Genomic DNA, 18,186 nt, shown 5'->3' on the forward strand with positions numbered 1-18,186 from the left:
GTACATCAGTCGTTTCATCGTCGTCCGACCGATGATGCCTTGTCCAGCCGGTTGACATATGACCGGTCACTTGTTGTGCAAGTGCAATGAACCCTGTGGTCCTGCGAGCACCTTGACTGGAACCAGGGCCACCTCATCCGGGAGGATGGGGTCATGACTGCCCAGATTCTCGATGGCAAGGCCACCGCCGCCGCGATCAAGTCCGAACTGACCGCCCGTGTGGCGGCCCTGAAGGCCCGGGGCATCACCCCCGGCCTCGGCACCCTGCTGGTCGGTGACGATCCGGGCAGCCGCTGGTACGTCAACGGCAAGCACAAGGACTGCGCCGAGGTCGGCATCGCCTCCATCCAGCGCGAACTGCCCGGTACGGCCTCCCAGGAGGACATCGAGGCGGTCGTGCGGGAGCTCAACGCCGACCCGCACTGCACCGGCTACATCGTCCAACTCCCGCTCCCCAAGGGCATCGACACCAACCGGGTCCTGGAGCTGATGGATCCGCTGAAGGACGCCGACGGCCTGCACCCCATGTCGCTGGGCCGGCTGGTCCTGAACGAGCCGGGCCCGCTGCCCTGCACCCCGTACGGGATCGTCGAACTGCTGCGCCACCACGACGTCGCCATCAACGGCGCGCACGTCGTGGTCCTCGGACGCGGGATCACCGTCGGGCGCTCCATCGGCCTGCTGCTGACCCGCAAGTCCGAGAACGCCACCGTGACGCTCTGCCACACCGGTACGCGCGACCTCTCCGGGCTGCTGCGCCAGGCGGACATCATCGTCGCGGCGGCCGGTGTCCCGCACCTGGTCAAGCCGGAGGACGTGAAGCCGGGCGCGGCCGTGCTCGACGTGGGCGTCAGCCGCGACGGGGACGGGAAGATCGTCGGTGACGTGCACCCCGGCGTGGCCGAGGTGGCCGCGTGGATCTCGCCGAACCCGGGCGGGGTCGGCCCGATGACCCGGGCCCAGCTGCTCGTCAATGTCGTCGAGGCGGCGGAACGGACGACCAGTGCAGGCTGAACCGGACGCGGAGAACGCCGCGGGCGGCGGCGCGCCCCGGACGAACGGCACCCCCGTCGTTCCGGTCGCACCCGTCACGCCCGTGGTACCCGCCACGCCCGTCGTGCCCCCCGCGCAGGCCGGTCCCGATGCGCAGGCCGGTCCCGACGCCGCCGGTCCTGCCGGTCTCGGGGCGGAGGCGGCCAGGTCCCGGCGCTTCCCGTCGGTCACCCGGGACACCGCCCGGCCCGAGGGCAGCGGCCGTGCCGTCCCCGGCGCCGTGTCCACGCCGGCCCGTCAGTGGCCGATGCTCAGCGTGCTCGCCGCGACCGCGGTCGGGCTGCTGATCACGGCGTTCGGGCAGCCGCGGGTCGGCTGCCTGTTCATCGGCGTGGCCCTGATCGCGGCTTCGGTGATGCGGCGCGTGCTGCCCTCGGTGGGGATGCTCGCTGTCCGCTCCCGCTTCACGGACTTGATCACGTACGGGCTGCTGGGCGTGGCGATCACCCTGCTCGCGCTGGTGATGGAGCCCTATCCGTGGCTGGAGATCCCGTTCCTGGAGAGCGCGGTCCGCTTCACCGTGAGGTGACGGCGGTGAGCGCGGCCAGCGTGGCCGCGACGGCCGGCCGGGTCTCCGTGCCCGCCCGCACCAGTGCGTCCAGCGTCCGCCCCGGGCCCGGCAGCTCCCGTACGGCGACGCCGGGCGGCGGGGCGTCGCACAGCAGTCTCGGCAGGATCGACACGGCATACCCGGTGGACACGAGCCACAGCCCGGACCGCAGGTCCGCGCACTCGTGCGCGATGTGCGGGGTGAACCCGGCGTTCCGGCAGGCGTGCAGCAGCATCTCGCGGCAGCTGCCCGGAGCCGGGGCCGAGACCCAGGCGCTGTCCCTCAGCGCGGCGAGTCCGTCGCGCTCGTAGGCCGGCAGCAGTGCCTCGGGCAGTGCCAGACACAGCGGGTCCGCGAAGAGCGGCACCGCGGTGGTCCCGGCCGCGGGCGGGGCGCCGAGCAGCGGGTAGGCGTAGGTCACGGCCAGGTCCAGGCGGCGCCGGCGCAGCTGCGGCAGGGCCTCCTCCGGGTCGGCCTGCACGATGCGCGGGCGCAGCCGGGGGTGGCGCAGGGCCAGCTCGGAGAGGAGCGGGGCGGCCACCGTGGCCACTGCGCTCGGGGCGCAGCCGATGGCCAGCTCCCCGCTCAGCTCGGTGTCGAGGGCGCGCACCGCGCCCTCGGCCCGCTCCAGGGCGGCGAGCACCGGTTCGCACGCGGCGGCCAGTGCCGCGCCGGCGGGGGTGAGCCGCAGTCCGCGCCCGTCCCGCTCGACGAGGGCGGCGCCCGCCTCGGCCTCCAGGGCGCGCAGTTGCTGGGAGACGGCGGAGGGGGTCACCCCGTGCAGGTCGGCGACGGCGGTCACCCGGGTGTGCTCCGCCAGGTCCCGCAGGATGACCATGCGCTTCACATCAAGCATGAGTTCATCTTAATGATTGCTGTAGGAGAGGTAGCTGGACTTCACGATGGCGGGAGGGCGATGCTCGTGCCATGAACGCGAACGTGAACGTGAACGCGCAGCCGACGACGAAGACGAAAAGGGTCGTACTGATCGGCGCGCACGGAACTCTGGGCCGGGCGGTCCGCACGGCCCTGTCCGAGCGCGGACACCAGGTCGTCACCGCCTCCCGCACGGGCGCCGACGTCCACGTCGACATCACCGACCCGGAGTCCATCCGCGCCATGTACGGGCAAGTGGCGCAGCAGGTGGGTGAGATCGACGCGGTGGCGAGCGCGGCCGGCAGCGTGCCGTGGCGCCCGCTCGGCGAACTGACCACGGACGACATCCGCGACGGCCTCGAAGGCAAGGCCGTCAGCCAGATCGAGCTGGTCCGCCAGGGCATCGCGCACCTGCCCCCGCACGCCTCGTACACGCTGGTCACGGGCATCCTGGCGCGCGAGCCGCTGCTCACCGGCGCGGTGGCCTCCCTCGTCAACGGCGCGGTCGAGGCCTTCGTGCGCGCCGCCGCGATCGAACTGCCCGGCCGCCAGCGCATCAACGCCGTCAGTCCCACCGTCTTCGAGGAGTCCCTCGATGCGTACGGGGACACGTTCGCGGGATTCGACGCCGTGCCGGTCGCCCGCGCCGCGAACGCCTACGTCAAGTCGATCGAGGGGCACCGGACGGGCCAGATCTTCCTGGTCGAATAGCGGTCCGGGGGCCGTTCGCACCTTCGAACCGCGTGCTCCGTGTGCCATGCACCACAGGGACCCGGGGATTAGCCCGGTCCCGGGTCGGATAGCCTGACCGCGGATGTCTCTTCACGTCAAGATTTACTGGGGAGCGGCGTCCTCCAGCACATGGGGCAGGGACGCCCCACCGCCAGCTGTCTAACGGAGAAGGCCATGACCCGCACTCCCGTGAATGTCACCGTCACCGGCGCCGCCGGCCAGATCGGCTACGCGCTGCTCTTCCGCATCGCATCCGGTCACCTGCTCGGCGCGGACGTGCCGGTCAAGCTCCGACTTCTGGAGATCCCCCAGGGCATGAAGGCCGCTGAGGGCACCGCCATGGAGCTCGACGACTGCGCCTTCCCGCTGCTCGCCGGCATCGACATCTTCGACGACCCGAACCAGGGCTTCGACGGTGCGAACGTCGCGCTGCTCGTGGGCGCCCGCCCGCGCACCAAGGGCATGGAGCGCGGCGACCTGCTCGCCGCCAACGGCGGCATCTTCAAGCCGCAGGGCCAGGCCATCAACGCGCACGCCGCGGACGACATCAAGGTCCTCGTCGTCGGCAACCCGGCCAACACCAACGCGCTCATCGCGCAGGCCGCGGCCCCGGACGTACCGGCCGAGCGCTTCACCGCGATGACCCGCCTCGACCACAACCGCGCGATCTCGCAGCTGGCCGCCAAGACCGGCAGCGCCGTCTCCGACATCAAGCGCCTGACCATCTGGGGCAACCACTCGGCGACCCAGTACCCGGACATCTTCCACGCGGAGATCGCCGGCAAGAACGCCGCCGAGGTTGTCAACGACGAGCTGTGGCTGGCCGACACCTTCATCCCGACCGTCGCCAAGCGCGGCGCCGCGATCATCGAGGCCCGTGGCGCGTCCTCGGCCGCCTCGGCCGCCAACGCCGCCATCGACCACGTCCACACGTGGGTCAACGGCACCGCCGAGGGCGACTGGACCTCGATGGGCATCCCGTCGGACGGCTCCTACGGCGTCCCGGCCGGTCTGATCTCCTCCTTCCCCGTCACCTGCAAGGACGGCAAGTACGAGATCGTCCAGGGCCTGGACATCAACGAGTTCTCCCGCACCCGCATCGACGCCTCCGTGCAGGAGCTGTCGGAGGAGCGCGACGCGGTCCGTGAGCTCGGCCTGATCTGATCCGGTCGCCCGACCCGATCCGTTCTTCCTCAAGGCCCCGGCGCATTGCGCCGGGGCTTTTTGGCGCGAACGAGCCTGTCATGTGCCTGATCACCGTCTTATGGTTTCCCTCCGCACACCGAAAGGGGGATTCGGTGACAGGCACTGCGGACGACAGAACTCCTGTGCACCCTTCGCTCAGCGAAGCCGGGCGGCTGCTGTGCGCCGGGACCTATCTCGACGCCGCGTACCGCGACCGGGTGGTCCAGGAGCTCCATGTCCACGAGGAGCGCTTCGTCGCGCCCTCCTACGGCTTCGACGCCGCCCGCGTCCTCGCACACGCCCTCCAGGCCCGCCGCGCCGAAGTCGCCTGGGCCTCGGGCGTCCTGGCGGTCTGGGGCCTCGGATTCCTGCTGGCCCAGCCGCTGCTGCTCTTCCTGCTCCTCCCGACCGCCTTCCTGAGCGGGGCCGGGAGGATCGCGCGACGCCGCGCCGCGACGGCGCGCGGCAGCCGCTTCCTCGAACTGCTCCTGCGCGGCTGCGGCTACGTGCTGCTCATCGGCGTCGGACTGGGCGTGCTGCAGGGCGCACTCCAGGGCCGGACGAACGTCGGGGACTCCGACGACTCGCTCGTGGTCTACGAGTACACGCTGCGCGGGATCGAGCGGGAGCCGTTCAGCGTGATCACCACGCTGCCCGAACTCGGCTACGACATCGCAGCCCAGTACGCCTGGACCGCCCTGATCGTCTTCGCCCTGCTGACCCTGGTCGTCGGCCTCCAGCGGGGCCACTTCGCCCGCGTCATCAGCACGTCGCTCAGCCGGGCCCGGTACGCCGACCCGAACGCCGACCCCGCCTCCGGCAGGCGGTTCGCCAAGGCCCGGGACCGGATCCTGCGGACCCAGCACAGCAGGCTGGTCATCTACAACGTCGACGATCCGTTCTGCGGCGCCGGCGCGGCGTACCGGCCCTGGCACCTGTCGGTCGAGCTGCGCCCCCGCACGGACGGGACCGAGCCCGAACCGCTGGACAACGAGCGGATCGTGGCCCGGATCCGGCCGCGCCTGGAGGCCCTGCGCGTCCCGTCGCCGCACGGCTCGCCGGAGGCGGAACAGGCCGTACTGGACCGGCTGCGGGAACTGGTCATCGACGAGTGCGTGTTCCTGCCGGCCTCCGGGCTGCCCGCCGGCCGCGAGCCGGACCTCTCGGACGACGCGTTCGACGCGCACCGGGCGCAGGCCGTGGAGGAGGGCGGAGAACGACGTCGCCACTTCCTGCGGGTACGGGTCGGCGGCTGGGACGAGAACCTCGTCATCACCGTCTTCGTACGCGTCCACACCCAGGGCGGGATGCTGATGCTGGAGGTGGCGCCGCACGTGCTGCTGCCCGTACGGCCCCAGTTCCAGGAGGCCGACGACATCGCCCGGCGGTACCTGCGGAACAACCCCTTCGCCAAGGCGGTCTGGGCGTTCCGGCACGCCCCGCGCTCGCTCGCCAAGGCGCTCAGCACCCTGTCCGGCGGCAGCCGCGGCCCGTGGCAGATCGCCACGGAGGGCCACGGCGGCGCGCTCCCGGCCGGGCCGGCCGTCTCCGTACGCGAGCTCGCGGCGCAGGAGGACGCCTCCCTGTTCCAGCTGATGGACCTGGACCGGTACCTCAAGACCATCCAGGACCGGATCGTCGGCGGCGTGACCCTCGCCCTGCACGAAGCGGGCTGGCACACCGAGGAGTTCGCGCAGCGGGCGGTCACCGTGGCGGAGGGCGGGGTGTTCATCCAGTCGGTGAGCCACAGTGCGTTCAGCGTCGGCGGCAGCGGACACAACAACCGGACGGGCCACCACACGGATGGGGGAGACGGGCAGTGACACAGGACGGGGAGAACGTGGGGACCGGTGAGGTGCGGATCAACCGGATCGAGGGCAGCGCCTTCAGCATCGGCGGCACGAACATCACCAACACCACCGTCAACCACGACGGCACGGGCGAGGGCGCCCCGGGCCCGGCAGAACTGCTGGAGGCCGTACGGGAGCTGCGCGCCGCGCTCGTCCGCCTGCCCCGCAGCACCGACCGGTCGGCGCTCGACGCCGAACTGGACGAGGCCGCGGGCGAGCTGGAGGAGGCCGGCGAGATCCGGCCCGGCCTGCCCGCCCGGCTGCGCGGCGCGCTCCAGCGGTGGGCCCCGCTGGTGGAATCGGTGAACGCGGCCGCCGCCCTGGGCGGGCTGCTCGCCGCGCTGGGGAGCTGACCGGTGGCCACCGGCGGCGCCCACTGGAACCCGCAGTCGCAGCGCTGGGAATGGGCGGACCAGCCGGCCCCGCCACCCCCGCCGCCGGGCGGCGACCGGCCGTGGAAGGTACCGCTGCTGGTGGCCCTCGGCGCCGCGGTGGTGGGCGGCTGCGCCGTGGCGGGGTGGCTGATCCTGCGCGACGAGGAGCCGAAGCCACCCGCCGCGGCCCCGTCGGCCTCGGCCACCCCCGACCTGTCGCCCGGCACGGGACCGGACGGGGCACCGACCACTGCCTCCGCCTCCGCTTCCCCCTCCCTGTCCGCCTCCCCTTCGGTCCCGCCGGCCTACACGGTGGTCCGCGACGACGCGGGCTTCTCGGTGGCCGTCCCCACGGGCTGGGAGCGCAGCCACGACGAGAACGGCAGCGGTTCCTTCTACCGCCGGCCCGGGGACCGCAGCGCGCTGGTCCAGATCTTCCGCGTGACCGAGCCGGACAGCGTTGGAGCGTGCGAGCTGCTGCGGGTCTCCTCCCGGGCCCTCGGCGCCAATCCCGGCTACCGGGAGGTCTCCGTCGAAGCTGTGTCCGGGGAGTCCTGCGAGCTGGTCTACGAGTACGACAGCCAGGAGGCGGGCGGGCGCCGCCACGGGATCGAGCGGATCACCATCGCCCCGGACGGCGGACGCTGGGCGCTGCTGGCGGCAGGGCCGGCCTCGGACGGTACGGTGGTGCGCGCGAACCTGACGGCGGCCGTGGAGTCGTTCAGGCCGCAGTGACCGGTCCCCGGCCGCCCCTACTTGTACATGCCCGGGGTGTAGTGGCCCGGCACCATGCGGGTGGTGACGCCGAAGCGGTTCCAGACGTTGATGGTCGCGATGACGGCGATCAGCTGGGCCAGCTCGCGCTCCTCGAACTGCCCGGCGGCCTTCTCGTAGACCTCGTCGGGCACGAAGCCGTCCGTCAGGACGGTGACGGCCTCGGTGAACTCGATCGCCGCGAGTTCCTTCTCGGTGTAGAAGTGCCGCGACTCCTCCCAGGCGCCCAGCTGGACGATGCGCTCGACGCTCTCACCGGCGGCGATCGCGTCCTTGGTGTGCATGTCGAGGCAGAAGGCGCAGTGGTTGAGCTGGGAGGCCCGGATCTTGACGAGCTCGACCAGGGCCGGCTCCAGACCCTTCCTGGAGGCGATCTCCAGGGCCAGTACGGCCTTGTAGACCTCGGGGGCGAGCTTCGCCATGTGCATGCGCGGGGTGTGCTCGGGGGCGTGTGCGTGGGTGGTCGTCATGTGATCCACCGTAGGCGGCAGGCGGCCCGCCGATATGGTCCATATCCATGACGGATCCTTGGGCCACTTTCGGCGCCGACCTGCATCTGGACCTCACCGCCGGACGCGGTCTGCGGGCCGGGCTCACCGAGGCCCTGCGCGAGGCCGCGCGCAGCGGGCGGCTCGCTGCCGGCACCCGGCTGCCGTCCTCGAGGACCCTCGCCGCCGACCTGGGCATCGCCCGGAACACGGTCGCCGAGGCGTACGCCGAGCTCGTCGCGGAGGGCTGGCTGACGGCCCGCCGGGGCTCCGGCACCCGCGTCGCGGAGCGGGCCCGCCCGCGCCGGTCCTCGACGGCGGCCGCTCCCGTACGGCGCCCCGCACGCACCGGGCCCGCGTACAGCCTGATCCCCGGCTCCCCGGACCTGGGCGGCTTCCCGCGCGCGGCCTGGCTGTCCGCGGCCCGCCGGGCCCTGACCGACGCGCCGAACGAGGCCTTCGGGTACGCGTCCGACCCGCGCGGCCGCGTCGAGCTGCGGCAGGCGCTCGCCGGCTACTTGGCGCGGGCGCGCGGGGTGTACGCGGACCCCGAACGCATCGTGCTCTGCGCGGGCTTCCTGCACGGGCTGGCGCTGCTGGCGGGCGTACTGCGGGCGCGGCGGGTGCGGGAGGTGGCGGTGGAGGAGTACGGCCTGGACTTCCACCGGGACCTGCTGGTGGGGGCGGGACTGCGGACGCGCCCGCTGGGCCTGGACGGGGAAGGGGCCCGGACGGGGGAGCTGACCGCGACGTCGGGCGCGGTGCTGCTGACCCCGGCGCACCAGTTCCCGACGGGCGTCGCCCTGACCCCGGCGCGGCGGGCGGCCGCGGTCGACTGGGCCCGGACCTCGGGCGGGCTGATCCTGGAGGACGACTACGACGGGGAGTTCCGCTACGACCGCCAGCCGGTCGGGGCGCTCCAGGGCCTGGACCCCGACCGGGTGGTGTACCTCGGCACTGCCAGCAAGTCCCTGGCCCCCGGGCTGCGGATGGGCTGGATGGTGGTCCCGCCGGGGCTGCTGGAGGAGGTCCTGGCCGCCAAGGGACCCACGGAGTGGGCGAGCGGCGCGCCGGACCAGCTCACGCTGGCGGAGTTCATCACCTCGGGGGCCTACGACCGCCACGTGCGCGGCATGCGGCTGCGGTACCGGCGGCGCCGGGACGAGCTGGTGGCGGCCGTGGGGGACCGGGTGGCGGTCTCGGGGATCGCGGCGGGGCTGCACGCGGTGCTGGACCTGCCCGGGGGGACGGAGCGGTCGGTGCTGCAGGCCGCGGCCTGGCAGGACCTGGCCCTGCACGGGCTGGGTCGCTTCCGGCACCCGGAGGCCGGTGCGCTGCCGCGGGACGCGGTGGTGGTCGGGTACGGGACGCCGTCGGACAGTGCGTGGTCGCCGACGCTGGCGGCCCTGGCGGCGGCCCTGCCGTGACCTGCGGCGCCGTTGCCGGGGCGCCGCCCCGGACCCCGCGCCTCAAACGCCGGCGGGGCTGAGTGGGTGGCGGGGCTGAGTGGGTGGCGGGGCGGGGCGGAATTCCGGCATGCGCGGCCGCGGTCATTGCTCCGTCGGGGCCGACGGTTCGCCGAAGCGGGCCAGGGCCAGGGAGCCGGCGACCGCCACCGCGAAACCCGTCACCGCCAGCCAGGCCAGGCCCTCGCGGGTGCTGTCGCCGAGCCAGGCCACGCCCACCACCGCCGGGCCGACCGTCTCGCCGAGCACCATGCCCGCCGTGGCCACCGTCACCGAGCCGCGCGCGAGTGCCGAGGTGAGGAGCAGGAAGGCCGCACCGCCGCCCAGCAGGAGGGCGTACAGGGCCGGGTTGCGCAGGTCCCAGGGGGAGTCGATGAGCCGCACCGAGACCTCCACCACCCCGAAGCCCGTGCCCGCCGCAAGACCCAGGACCAGCGCCCGCGGCCCGTCCGGCAGCCGCCCCGCGAACACCCCGACCAGCAGCACCAGCCCCGCCACCGCCAGCAGTCCCAGCTTCAGCGCCAGCGACCCGGTCCCGGTGCCCTCCTCCCCGGCGGACAGCCCCAGCATCAGCAGCCCCGCGCACACCACCGCCACCGCGGCCCACTCGGTCCGGGACAGCCGCACCCGCAGCAGCCGCGCCGCGACCACCGCCGTCACCGCCAGGCTGGCCGCCAGCGCCGCCCCCACCGCGTAGATCGGGATGTGCCGCAGCGCGATGATCTGGAGCACGAAGCCGGCTCCGTCCAGGCCGAGACCCGCCAGGTACCGCCACTGCCGCACCGCCCGCAGGAACAGCGCCGTGTCCACCCCGGACCCCGTGCCCGGCTCCGCCGACCGCGCCGCGACCGCCTGCAGGACCGACGCCGTACCGAAGCAGACCGCCGCACCGAGCGCGCAAATCATCCCAATGAGCACGAACTGACTCTAGGTCACGGATCTCACGACGGCCGGATTCCATCGGCCGGGGACCCCGCTCTACTCTGTCGGCAGTACGCGAGGCCTCAGGGGGAACAGCAGACATGGACAGCAGCAGCACCAATCAGCGCCGTATGCGCTCCGGCGCGGTCGCCCTCGGCGGCATGGGCCTGCTCGCGGCCACGCTCGTGGCCTGCGGCAGCAGCGACGAACCGGACAAGCGCTGTGCCTCCCGCTCCACGTTGCAGCACCTGAACAACAAGGAGTGCAAGAGCGGCGGCACCGGCGCCTACTACTACGGCGGCCACGTCGCCGCCGGCAAGGTCTCCGGCGGCAGCTTCGACAAGTCCGCCGTCACCCGCGGCGGCATCGGCGGCCACAAGAGCTCCGGCTCCAGCGGCGGCTGACCGGCACCATGCAGCGGCACACCATCGAACCCCGTCCCGGCTGGCAGAAGACCGTCGAGGAGCAGGGGGTGATCTACCCCCTCACCCGCTACCCCGACGACTCGCTGCGCCCCTACTGGGACGAGAGCGCGTACTACTCCTTCTCGCTCCCCGAGGTCGAGGCCCTGGAGAACGTCGTCGAGGAGCTGCACGCCATGTGCCTGGCCGCGGCCGCGCACATCGTCGAGCACGACCGCTTCGCCGACCTCGGCATCACCGACCCGAAGCTGGCGGCGCTGATCGCCGAGTCGTGGCGGCGCCGCGCCGAGCAGCCCTCCCTCTACGGGCGCTTCGACCTGCGCTACGACGGCACCGGCAGCCCGGCCAAGATGCTGGAGTACAACGCCGACACCCCCACCTCCCTGGTGGAGGCGGCGAGCCCGCAGTGGTTCTGGATGGAGGAGCGCTTCCCCGGCGCCGACCAGTGGAACTCCCTCCACGAGCGCCTCGTCGACGCCTGGCGGCGCCAGGCCGAGCTGCTCCCGCCCGGCCCGCTGCACTTCGCGCACTCCGAGACCGACGAGCTCGGTGAGGACCTGATGACGGTCGCCTACCTCCAGGAGACCGCCGAGCAGGCCGGCCTGGACACCCAGGCGCTGTCCGTCGAGCAGATCGGCTGGGACAGCCTCTCCGGCCGGTTCGTGGACGAGAAGCTCCGCTTCATCCGCTCCTGCTTCAAGCTCTACCCGTGGGAGTGGCTGGCGACGGACGAGTTCGGCCCGCAGGTCCTCGGTACGTACGACCACGGCGGCGGCTCCGGCACCACCTGCTGGATCGAACCCCTTTGGAAGATGCTGCTGTCCAACAAGGCGCTGCTCGCGATCCTGTGGGAGCTCTTCCCGGACCACCCCAACCTGCTGCCCGCCTACCTCGACGGCCCGCGCGAACTGGCCGCCCCCGGGTCCGCCGGGTACGTGACCAAGCCCCTCCTCGGCCGTGAGGGCGCGGGGGTCACCCTCCACGAGGCGGGCGAGGACGGCGTGCCCTTCGCACCGGAGGAGGGGGAGCGGTACTGCTTCCAGGGCCTGGCCCCGCTGCCCGACTTCGACGGCAACCGGGTGGTGCTCGGCGCGTGGGTCGTCGAGGACGAGGCGGCGGGGCTCGGCATCCGGGAATCGGCGGGGCCGGTCACGGACGAGTACGCCCGCTTCCTGCCCCACGTCATCCTCTGACCCGCACGGACGGGGCCTACGCGCCCAGCACCGACCGGAGCTGGTCCAGGCCCCAGTCCAGGTCCTCCTTGCTGATCACCAGCGGCGGGGCGATCCGGATCGTCGACCCGTGCGTGTCCTTCACGAGCACCCCGAGCTCCATCAGCTTCTCGGAGATCTCCCGGCCGGTGCCGCGCGAGGGGTCGATGTCCACGCCCGCCCACAGCCCGCGCCCGCGCACGGCGGTCACCGCGCCGCCGCCGATCAGCAGGTTCAGTTCCCGGTGCAGGTGCTCGCCCAGCTCGGTGGCGCGGCCCTGGAACTCGCCGGTCCGCAGCATCGCGATCACCTCCAGGGCGACCGCGCACGCGAGCGGGTTCCCGCCGAAGGTGGACCCGTGCTCCCCGGGGCGGAACACCCCGAGCACGTCCCGGTCGGCGACGACGGCGGACACCGGCACCACGCCGCCGCCGAGCGCCTTGCCGAGGATGTAGACGTCCGGGACGACCCCCTCGTGCTCGCACGCGAAGGTCCGCCCGGTGCGCCCCAGACCCGACTGGATCTCGTCCGCCATGAACAGGACGTTCCGCTCGCGGGTCAGCTCCCGCACGCCGCTCAGGTACCCGGCCGGCGGCACCAGCACCCCCGCCTCGCCCTGGATCGGCTCCAGCAGCACGGCCACGGTGTTCTCGGTGACGGCGTGGGCCAGCGCGGTGAGGTCCCCGTACGGAACGATCTCGAAGCCCGGCGTGTACGGGCCGAAGTGGTCGCGGGCCTCGTGGTCCGTGGAGAAGGACACGATCGTCGTGGTCCGGCCGTGGAAGTTGTCGGCGGCGACCACGATCTTGGCGTGCCCGTCCGGGACGCCCTTGACCTCGTAGCCCCACTTGCGGGCGGTCTTCACCGCCGTCTCCACGGCCTCCGCGCCCGTGTTCATGGGGAGCACCATGTCCTTGCCGCACAGCGCGGCGAGCTCGGTACAGAAGTCGGCGAAGCGGTCGTGGTGGAAGGCGCGTGAGGTGAGCGTGACCCGTTCCAGCTGGGCCCGGGCGGCATCGATCAGCCGGCGGTTGCCGTGACCGAAGTTGAGGGCCGAGTAACCGGCGAGCATGTCGAGGTATCTGCGGCCCTCGACATCGGTCATCCACGCGCCTTCCGCGGAGGCGACGACCAAGGGCAGCGGATGGTAGTTGTGCGCGCTGTGCGCGTCTGCGGAGCGGATGGCATCAGCTGTTGTCGACACGGGGTCTCCGATCGTCCGTCTGGCCGGGTGTAGCGCCGGGTGAAGCGGTGACGAGGGTGGCGTCACCTTCTTATCGTCGCTCGTATCCCGGACGCAGAAACATCGTTCGCGGCGCGCCCGCTAAGGTGTGCGGTACGCACGGCGACTGGCGTACGGAGAACCAACTCCGGGGGAGTCGTGCGCGCTCGACCGCATTCAGGGCCGCTCGCCTGGGCCTCGCGGGGTACCGATCACATCGACCCCGGAGGAGCCCGCCATGTCCGCGAGCCGCCATCCCGCCCTTCTCGCCGCCGACCCCGAGCTGGCGTCCTTCGTCGCGGCGGAGGAAGTACTGCAGGCGCAGACCCTGCGCCTGATCCCCAGTGAGAACTACGTGTCCGCGGCCGTCCTCGAGGCCTCTGGCACCGTGCTGCAGAACAAGTACAGCGAGGGCTATCCCGGCCGCCGCTACTACGAGGGCCAGCAGAACATCGACCGCGTCGAGGCGCTGGCCGTGGAGCGGGCCAAGGGCCTGTTCGGCGTGGACCACGCGAACGTGCAGCCGTACTCCGGCTCGCCGGCGAACCTGGCCGTGTACCTGGCCTTCGCGAAGCCGGGCGACACCGTGATGGGCATGGCCCTGCCGATGGGCGGGCACCTCACCCACGGCTGGGGCGTCTCGGCGACGGGCTCCTGGTTCCGGGGCGTCCAGTACGGCGTCCGCCAGGACACCGGGCTGATCGACTACGACGCGGTGCGCGAGCTGGCCCTGGCCGAGCGGCCCAAGCTGATCTTCTGCGGCGGTACCGCCCTGCCGAGGACCATCGACTTCGCCGCCTTCGCCGAGATCGCCAAGGAGGCGGGCTCGATCCTGGTCGCGGACGTGGCCCACATCGCGGGCCTGATCGCGGGCGGCGCGCACCCGTCCCCGGCGGACCACGTCGACGTCGTCTCCACCACCACGCACAAGACCCTGCGCGGTCCGCGGGGCGCGATGCTGATGTGCCGGGAGGAGCACGCGAAGGCGATCGACAAGGCGGTCTTCCCGGGCCTCCAGGGCGGCCCGCACAACCAGACGACGGCCGGTATCGCGGTGGCGCTGCACGAGGCGGCCCAGCCGTCCTTCACGGCGTACGCGCACCAGGTCGTCGCCAATGCCAAGGCGCTTGCCGCGGAGCTGCTCCAGAAGGGCTTCGACCTGGTCTCGGGCGGTACGGACAACCACCTGATCCTGATCGACCTGACCGGCAAGGACGTGCCGGGCAAGATCGCGGCCAAGGCCCTGGACCGGGCGGGCATCGTCGTGAACTACAACACGGTGCCGTTCGACCCCCGCAAGCCGTTCGACCCGTCGGGCATCCGGATCGGCACTCCCTCGCTGACCTCGCGGGGCCTGTCCGCCGCGCACATGCCGGTCGTGGCCGACTGGATCTCGCGCGCGGTCGACGCCGCCGCCAAGGGCGACGAGCAGGCCCTCGCCGCGATCCGCGCGGAGGTCACGGATCTGATGGCGGCCTTCCCCGCCCCAGGCCTGCCGCTCGCCTGACCTGCGGCCCGGCGTCCGGGGCTCGGGCCCCGGACGCCGGCGGAGCCGGACGATCCGGCCCGCCCGGCGCTCGGGGCGAAGGTGCGACGGGGGCATCGGGCGGGCACGGGCCCGCCCCCGCACCTGAGAGAATGGGGGCATGGCTTCTGATCGTCCTCGCGCGCTCTCCGGCATCCAGCCCACCTCCGGCTCGTTCCACCTCGGGAACTACCTCGGAGCCATCCGCCAGTACGTCGCCCTGCAGGAGACGCACGACGCCTTCTACATGGTGGTCGACCTGCACGCGATCACCGTGCCGCAGGATCCGAAGGAACTGCGCGCGAACACCCGCCTCTCCGCCGCCCAGCTGCTGGCCGCCGGCCTGGACCCCGAGCGCTGCACGCTCTTCGTCCAGAGCCACGTGCCCGAGCACGCCCAGCTCGGCTGGGTCATGAACTGCATCACCGGTTTCGGCGAGGCCAGCCGGATGACCCAGTTCAAGGACAAGTCCGCCAAGGGCGGCGTCAACAACGCCACTGTCGGCCTGTTCACGTACCCGATCCTGCAGGTCGCCGACATCCTGCTGTACCAGGCGAACGCGGTCCCCGTCGGCGAGGACCAGCGCCAGCACATCGAGCTGACCCGCGACCTGGCGGAGCGCTTCAACCAGCGCTACGGCCGGACCTTCACCCTCCCCGCCGCGCACATCGTCAAGGAGGTCGCGAAGATCTACGACCTCCAGGACCCGGCGATCAAGATGTCGAAGTCCGCCTCGTCCCCCAAGGGCCTGATCAACCTCCTCGACGAGCCCAAGGTCACCGAGAAGAAGATCAAGAGCGCGGTCACGGACACCGAGGCGGAGGTCCGCTTCGACTCCGAGAAGAAGCCCGGCGTCAGCAACCTGCTCACGATCTACTCCACCCTCACGGGCGAGACGATCTCCGAGCTGGAGGCGAAGTACGAGGGCAAGGGCTACGGCGCGCTGAAGACCGACCTGGCCGGCGTGATGGTCGATTTCGTCACACCGTTCAAGAAGCGCACCCAGGAATACCTGGACGACCCCGAGACGCTGGACTCCATCCTGGCCAAGGGCGCGGAGAAGGCCCGAGCGGTCGCCGCCGAGACGCTCGCGCAGGCCTACGACAGCCTCGGTCTGCTGCCCGCCAAGCACTGACGAACGCAACTACGGACAGAGAGACCTGGCACGAACGGGGGTGCTGCCGCCACACTGGGGCGGCAGCAGTCCACAGCGACAAGCGGAGGAGAGATACGTGGGGACCGTAACGCTCGGCGTTTCGATCGCGGTCCCGGAGCCGTACGGCAGCCAGCTCCAGGAGCTGCGCGCGGGCTTCGGGGACGCGGCCGCGCACGGCATCCCCACGCATGTCACCCTCGTCCCGCCCACCGAGGTGGAGGCGGACCGGCTCCCCGCGATCAGGGCCCACCTGGTCGAGGTCGCGGCCGCCTTCCGGTCCTTCCGGATGCGGCTGGCCGGCACCGGAACCTTCCGCCCCCTCTCGCCCGTCGTCTTCGTCAGGATCGCCGAAGGGGCCGAGGGCTGCACCCGCCTGCAGAGCGAGGTCCGCGACCCCCACGGGCCGCTCGACCGCGAGCTGGCGTTCCCGTACCACCCGCACGTCACGGTCGCCCACGGGATCTCCGAGGAGGCGATGGACCTCGCGTTCACGACCCTCGCCGAGTACGGCGCCGAGTGGCTGTGCGAGGGCTTCGCGCTCTACGAGCAGGGCTCGGACGGGGTCTGGCGCAAGCTGCGCGAGTACCCGTTCGGGAACGGACCGGCCTGCGTCCCGGCGCAGGCGGGCTCACCCGGTGACCAGGCCGGAGAGGCGGCCGGGGCCGCAGGGGCAGCCGAGGCCGCGGGGGCGACCGTCCCGCCGTCCTGACGGAGCGGGCGCAGACCCAGGGGCAGGGGAAGCCGGGCGATGCGCCGGGCACGGAATCTCAGCCTTCGCAGGACCAGGGTGTGGAACGGGCGACCCGTAGGGCGCGTTTCGGGAAAAGTCACAATCGACGACCGTAGCCGCCGGAAGCGGCAATCCCGGCTATTTCCGGCGGCTGAATTACGGTGACCCCATGGACTGGCTGACGAAACTCCCGGTGATCGGGCCGCTCGCGGTCCGTCTGATGCGGACGCACGCGTGGCATTCGTACGAACGCCTCGACCGCGTGCACTGGACCCGCCTCGCCGCAGCCATCACCTTCATCAGCTTCCTCGCGCTCTTTCCGCTGATCACCGTGGCCGCCGCGATCGGCGCGGCGCTGCTCAGCCCGGAGCAGCTGGACCGGCTGGAGAAGAACCTCGCCGAACAGGTCCCGGGCATCTCCGACCAGCTCAACATCGGGGGACTCGTCGACAACGCCGGCACGGTCGGTCTCGTCGCCGGCGCCCTCCTGCTCGTCACCGGTGTCAGCTGGGTGGGCTCCATGCGGGACTGCCTGCGCGCGGTCTGGGACAAGGACGACGAGGACGACGGGAACCCGATCGTCCGCAAGGGCAAGGACGGGCTCGTCCTCCTCGGCCTCGGCGGAGTGGGCCTGGCCTCCGCCGCCGCCTCCATCCTCGGATCCAGCGCGGTCGGGAAGACCGCCGAATGGCTGGACATCCCGCGCGAGGGCGCGGGCGGCGCGCTGCTCCGCTCCTTCGCCTTCCTCGTCGGCGTCGTGGCCGCGTTCCTGCTGCTCCTCTACGTCCTGACCCTGCTCCCGGGCGTCGAACCGCCCCGCGGCCGCCTGATCCAGGCGGCCCTCATCGGCGCGGCCGGCTTCGAACTGCTGAAACTGCTGCTCAGCGGCTATATGCGGGAGGTCGCCGCGAAGAGCATGTACGGGGCCTTCGGCGTGCCGATCGCCCTGCTGCTCTGGATCAACTTCATGGCGAAACTGCTGCTGTTCGTCTCCTCCTGGACGGCGACCCGCGACGACGCGGACGGCGACGGGACGGAAGACCCGCCGGCCGCCCCTCCCGCCGCCCCTCCGGCCGTCGCACCGGAGGCCTCCGGCAGCCGCTGAAGCGACGGCCGGCCGCGCCGGTGGCGCACCGGTGTGGGGCCCGGTGCGCCACTGGATCCCGGGTGACGGGACGCCCTACCAGGTGCCGTTGCCGCAGCCGTACACCCAGCGGTGCGAGGCGGAGTTGTCGTGGACCTTCTCGCCCAGACCGCGGTTGTCCCCGTTGCGGGTCCAGCTGTACTTCTGCGCGTTGCCGCGCAGGTTCCACTCCGTGCCGTAGCCGATGCAGGCGTAGGCGCCGGTGTGGTTGTCACCCCAGTAGATGTTGACGTGGTGGCGGCCGGAAGGGATGCCGGAGTTGCGGACCCAGTCGGCCTTGTTCTTGACCTGGCCCGGCCACGAGGACGAGTTGCCGCCCTCCTGGTAGAGGTAGTTGGCGTCGTCCGAGTAGGCACAGAAGTTGCCGCTGCCGCAGCCGCCGTCGGCCTGCGCCGCGGTCGGAACGGCCACGACCGCCGCACCGGCGATCGCGATCCCCGCGAGGAGCGTCCTGAGCTTGTTCATGGTGTTCCCTCCCAGTCGTGCTGTGCGTGGTTCACCGCCGGT

Annotated in this window: 19 protein-coding genes and 1 riboswitch; of the genes, 14 read left to right on the top strand and 5 right to left on the bottom strand. The window is 72.2% G+C overall.

Going from position 1 to position 18,186, the window contains the following annotated elements; all coding sequences use genetic code 11:
- Positions 1 to 153: 153 nt before the first annotated feature.
- Positions 154 to 1,014 carry a bifunctional methylenetetrahydrofolate dehydrogenase/methenyltetrahydrofolate cyclohydrolase gene (locus tag OG444_RS23725; protein ID WP_327264066.1) on the top strand — a complete coding sequence of 287 codons (861 nt, stop codon included), beginning with the start codon at positions 154 to 156 and terminating at the stop codon, positions 1,012 to 1,014.
- Positions 1,004 to 1,582 carry a DUF3017 domain-containing protein gene (locus OG444_RS23730; protein ID WP_327264067.1) on the top strand — a complete coding sequence of 193 codons (579 nt, stop codon included), beginning with the start codon at positions 1,004 to 1,006 and terminating at the stop codon, positions 1,580 to 1,582. The genes OG444_RS23725 and OG444_RS23730 overlap by 11 nt, the downstream gene beginning before the upstream one ends.
- Here OG444_RS23730 and OG444_RS23735 read toward each other — a convergent pair.
- Entirely contained in the window at positions 1,569 to 2,459 is an 891-nt protein-coding gene (locus OG444_RS23735; RefSeq protein WP_327264068.1) for a LysR family transcriptional regulator, read from the bottom strand. The genes OG444_RS23730 and OG444_RS23735 overlap by 14 nt on opposite strands.
- A 71-nt stretch (positions 2,460 to 2,530) precedes the next feature.
- On the opposite strand from OG444_RS23735, the gene OG444_RS23740 reads away from it, so the two are divergent.
- The 5 genes from OG444_RS23740 to OG444_RS23760 all read left to right on the top strand — a co-directional run bounded on the left by OG444_RS23740 (position 2,531) and on the right by OG444_RS23760 (position 7,355).
- Positions 2,531 to 3,190, top strand: a complete 660-nt coding sequence (locus tag OG444_RS23740; protein ID WP_327264069.1) for a short chain dehydrogenase — start codon at positions 2,531 to 2,533, stop codon at positions 3,188 to 3,190.
- A gap of 195 nt (positions 3,191 to 3,385) precedes the next feature.
- A complete protein-coding gene (locus tag OG444_RS23745; protein ID WP_327264070.1) occupies positions 3,386 to 4,375 on the top strand; it encodes a malate dehydrogenase in 990 nt (329 codons plus the stop codon).
- Positions 4,376 to 4,509: 134 nt separating this feature from the next.
- Complete coding sequence (locus tag OG444_RS23750; protein WP_327264071.1) at positions 4,510 to 6,219, top strand: hypothetical protein; 1,710 nt, start codon at positions 4,510 to 4,512, stop codon at positions 6,217 to 6,219.
- Positions 6,216 to 6,599 carry a hypothetical protein gene (locus tag OG444_RS23755; RefSeq protein ID WP_327264072.1) on the top strand — a complete coding sequence of 128 codons (384 nt, stop codon included), beginning with the start codon at positions 6,216 to 6,218 and terminating at the stop codon, positions 6,597 to 6,599. Before OG444_RS23750 ends, OG444_RS23755 begins: the two co-directional genes overlap by 4 nt.
- Positions 6,600 to 6,602: 3 nt before the next feature.
- Entirely contained in the window at positions 6,603 to 7,355 is a 753-nt protein-coding gene (locus OG444_RS23760; protein ID WP_327264073.1) for a hypothetical protein, read from the top strand.
- A gap of 17 nt (positions 7,356 to 7,372) precedes the next feature.
- On the opposite strand, the gene OG444_RS23765 is transcribed toward OG444_RS23760, so the two are convergent.
- The gene (locus OG444_RS23765; protein ID WP_327264074.1) at positions 7,373 to 7,864 is read right to left on the bottom strand and encodes a carboxymuconolactone decarboxylase family protein; all 492 of its coding nucleotides are present in this window, start codon (positions 7,862 to 7,864) and stop codon (positions 7,373 to 7,375) included.
- 47 nt (positions 7,865 to 7,911) lie between these two features.
- Here OG444_RS23765 and pdxR point away from each other — a divergent pair, with 47 nt between their 5' ends.
- Complete coding sequence (pdxR, locus tag OG444_RS23770) at positions 7,912 to 9,309, top strand: MocR-like pyridoxine biosynthesis transcription factor PdxR (protein ID WP_327264075.1); 1,398 nt, start codon at positions 7,912 to 7,914, stop codon at positions 9,307 to 9,309.
- A gap of 123 nt (positions 9,310 to 9,432) precedes the next feature.
- On the opposite strand, the gene OG444_RS23775 is transcribed toward pdxR, so the two are convergent.
- Positions 9,433 to 10,254, bottom strand: coding sequence for a hypothetical protein (locus tag OG444_RS23775; RefSeq protein WP_327266896.1), 822 nt, complete (start codon positions 10,252 to 10,254; stop codon positions 9,433 to 9,435).
- Between the two features lie 116 nt (positions 10,255 to 10,370).
- On the opposite strand from OG444_RS23775, the gene OG444_RS23780 reads away from it, so the two are divergent.
- Together OG444_RS23780 and OG444_RS23785 are read left to right on the top strand one after the other, a co-directional pair.
- Complete coding sequence (locus OG444_RS23780; protein ID WP_327264076.1) at positions 10,371 to 10,673, top strand: hypothetical protein; 303 nt, start codon at positions 10,371 to 10,373, stop codon at positions 10,671 to 10,673.
- Positions 10,674 to 10,681: 8 nt separating this feature from the next.
- Complete coding sequence (locus tag OG444_RS23785; protein WP_327264077.1) at positions 10,682 to 11,884, top strand: glutathionylspermidine synthase family protein; 1,203 nt, start codon at positions 10,682 to 10,684, stop codon at positions 11,882 to 11,884.
- Positions 11,885 to 11,900: 16 nt separating this feature from the next.
- Here the strand turns inward: OG444_RS23785 and rocD are convergent, their stop codons facing one another.
- A complete protein-coding gene (gene rocD / locus OG444_RS23790) occupies positions 11,901 to 13,106 on the bottom strand; it encodes an ornithine--oxo-acid transaminase (protein ID WP_327264078.1) in 1,206 nt (401 codons plus the stop codon).
- A gap of 131 nt (positions 13,107 to 13,237) precedes the next feature.
- Positions 13,238 to 13,328, top strand: a riboswitch (ZMP/ZTP riboswitch).
- 34 nt (positions 13,329 to 13,362) lie between these two features.
- Here rocD and glyA point away from each other — a divergent pair.
- The 4 genes from glyA (at position 13,363) to OG444_RS23810 (ending at position 17,640) form a co-directional block, all read left to right on the top strand.
- Positions 13,363 to 14,631, top strand: coding sequence for a serine hydroxymethyltransferase (gene glyA, locus OG444_RS23795; RefSeq protein ID WP_327264079.1), 1,269 nt, complete (start codon positions 13,363 to 13,365; stop codon positions 14,629 to 14,631).
- A gap of 139 nt (positions 14,632 to 14,770) precedes the next feature.
- Complete coding sequence (trpS, locus tag OG444_RS23800) at positions 14,771 to 15,784, top strand: tryptophan--tRNA ligase (protein WP_327264080.1); 1,014 nt, start codon at positions 14,771 to 14,773, stop codon at positions 15,782 to 15,784.
- A 97-nt stretch (positions 15,785 to 15,881) separates the two neighbouring features.
- Positions 15,882 to 16,514 (top strand): 2'-5' RNA ligase family protein, encoded by a 633-nt coding sequence (locus OG444_RS23805; RefSeq protein WP_327264081.1) that lies wholly within the window; start codon positions 15,882 to 15,884, stop codon positions 16,512 to 16,514.
- Between the two features lie 190 nt (positions 16,515 to 16,704).
- Positions 16,705 to 17,640, top strand: coding sequence for a YihY/virulence factor BrkB family protein (locus tag OG444_RS23810; protein WP_327264082.1), 936 nt, complete (start codon positions 16,705 to 16,707; stop codon positions 17,638 to 17,640).
- A 75-nt stretch (positions 17,641 to 17,715) separates the two neighbouring features.
- Here the strand turns inward: OG444_RS23810 and OG444_RS23815 are convergent, their stop codons facing one another.
- Positions 17,716 to 18,144: a hypothetical protein gene (locus tag OG444_RS23815; RefSeq protein WP_327264083.1), complete on the bottom strand. Its 429-nt coding sequence runs from the start codon at positions 18,142 to 18,144 to the stop codon at positions 17,716 to 17,718.
- Positions 18,145 to 18,186 lie beyond the last annotated feature (42 nt).

This window comes from Streptomyces sp. NBC_01232 (genome assembly GCF_035989885.1).
In the GTDB taxonomy this organism is placed as follows: Bacteria; Actinomycetota; Actinomycetes; order Streptomycetales; family Streptomycetaceae; genus Streptomyces.

What these genes read in the sequence shown, in the direction of transcription:
- OG444_RS23775 (WP_327266896.1), bottom strand. Translation starts at nt 10,254, where the DNA reads ATGATTTGCGCGCTCGGTGCGGCGGTCTGCTTCGGTACGGCGTCGGTC.
- OG444_RS23780 (WP_327264076.1), top strand. Translation starts at nt 10,371, where the DNA reads ATGGACAGCAGCAGCACCAATCAGCGCCGTATGCGCTCCGGCGCGGTC.
- OG444_RS23725 (WP_327264066.1), top strand. Translation starts at nt 154, where the DNA reads ATGACTGCCCAGATTCTCGATGGCAAGGCCACCGCCGCCGCGATCAAG.
- OG444_RS23745 (WP_327264070.1), top strand. Translation starts at nt 3,386, where the DNA reads ATGACCCGCACTCCCGTGAATGTCACCGTCACCGGCGCCGCCGGCCAG.
- glyA (WP_327264079.1), top strand. Translation starts at nt 13,363, where the DNA reads ATGTCCGCGAGCCGCCATCCCGCCCTTCTCGCCGCCGACCCCGAGCTG.
- trpS (WP_327264080.1), top strand. Translation starts at nt 14,771, where the DNA reads ATGGCTTCTGATCGTCCTCGCGCGCTCTCCGGCATCCAGCCCACCTCC.
- OG444_RS23815 (WP_327264083.1), bottom strand. Translation starts at nt 18,144, where the DNA reads ATGAACAAGCTCAGGACGCTCCTCGCGGGGATCGCGATCGCCGGTGCG.
- OG444_RS23765 (WP_327264074.1), bottom strand. Translation starts at nt 7,864, where the DNA reads ATGACGACCACCCACGCACACGCCCCCGAGCACACCCCGCGCATGCAC.
- OG444_RS23740 (WP_327264069.1), top strand. Translation starts at nt 2,531, where the DNA reads ATGAACGCGAACGTGAACGTGAACGCGCAGCCGACGACGAAGACGAAA.
- OG444_RS23810 (WP_327264082.1), top strand. Translation starts at nt 16,705, where the DNA reads ATGGACTGGCTGACGAAACTCCCGGTGATCGGGCCGCTCGCGGTCCGT.
- pdxR (WP_327264075.1), top strand. Translation starts at nt 7,912, where the DNA reads ATGACGGATCCTTGGGCCACTTTCGGCGCCGACCTGCATCTGGACCTC.
- OG444_RS23735 (WP_327264068.1), bottom strand. Translation starts at nt 2,459, where the DNA reads ATGCTTGATGTGAAGCGCATGGTCATCCTGCGGGACCTGGCGGAGCAC.
- OG444_RS23785 (WP_327264077.1), top strand. Translation starts at nt 10,682, where the DNA reads ATGCAGCGGCACACCATCGAACCCCGTCCCGGCTGGCAGAAGACCGTC.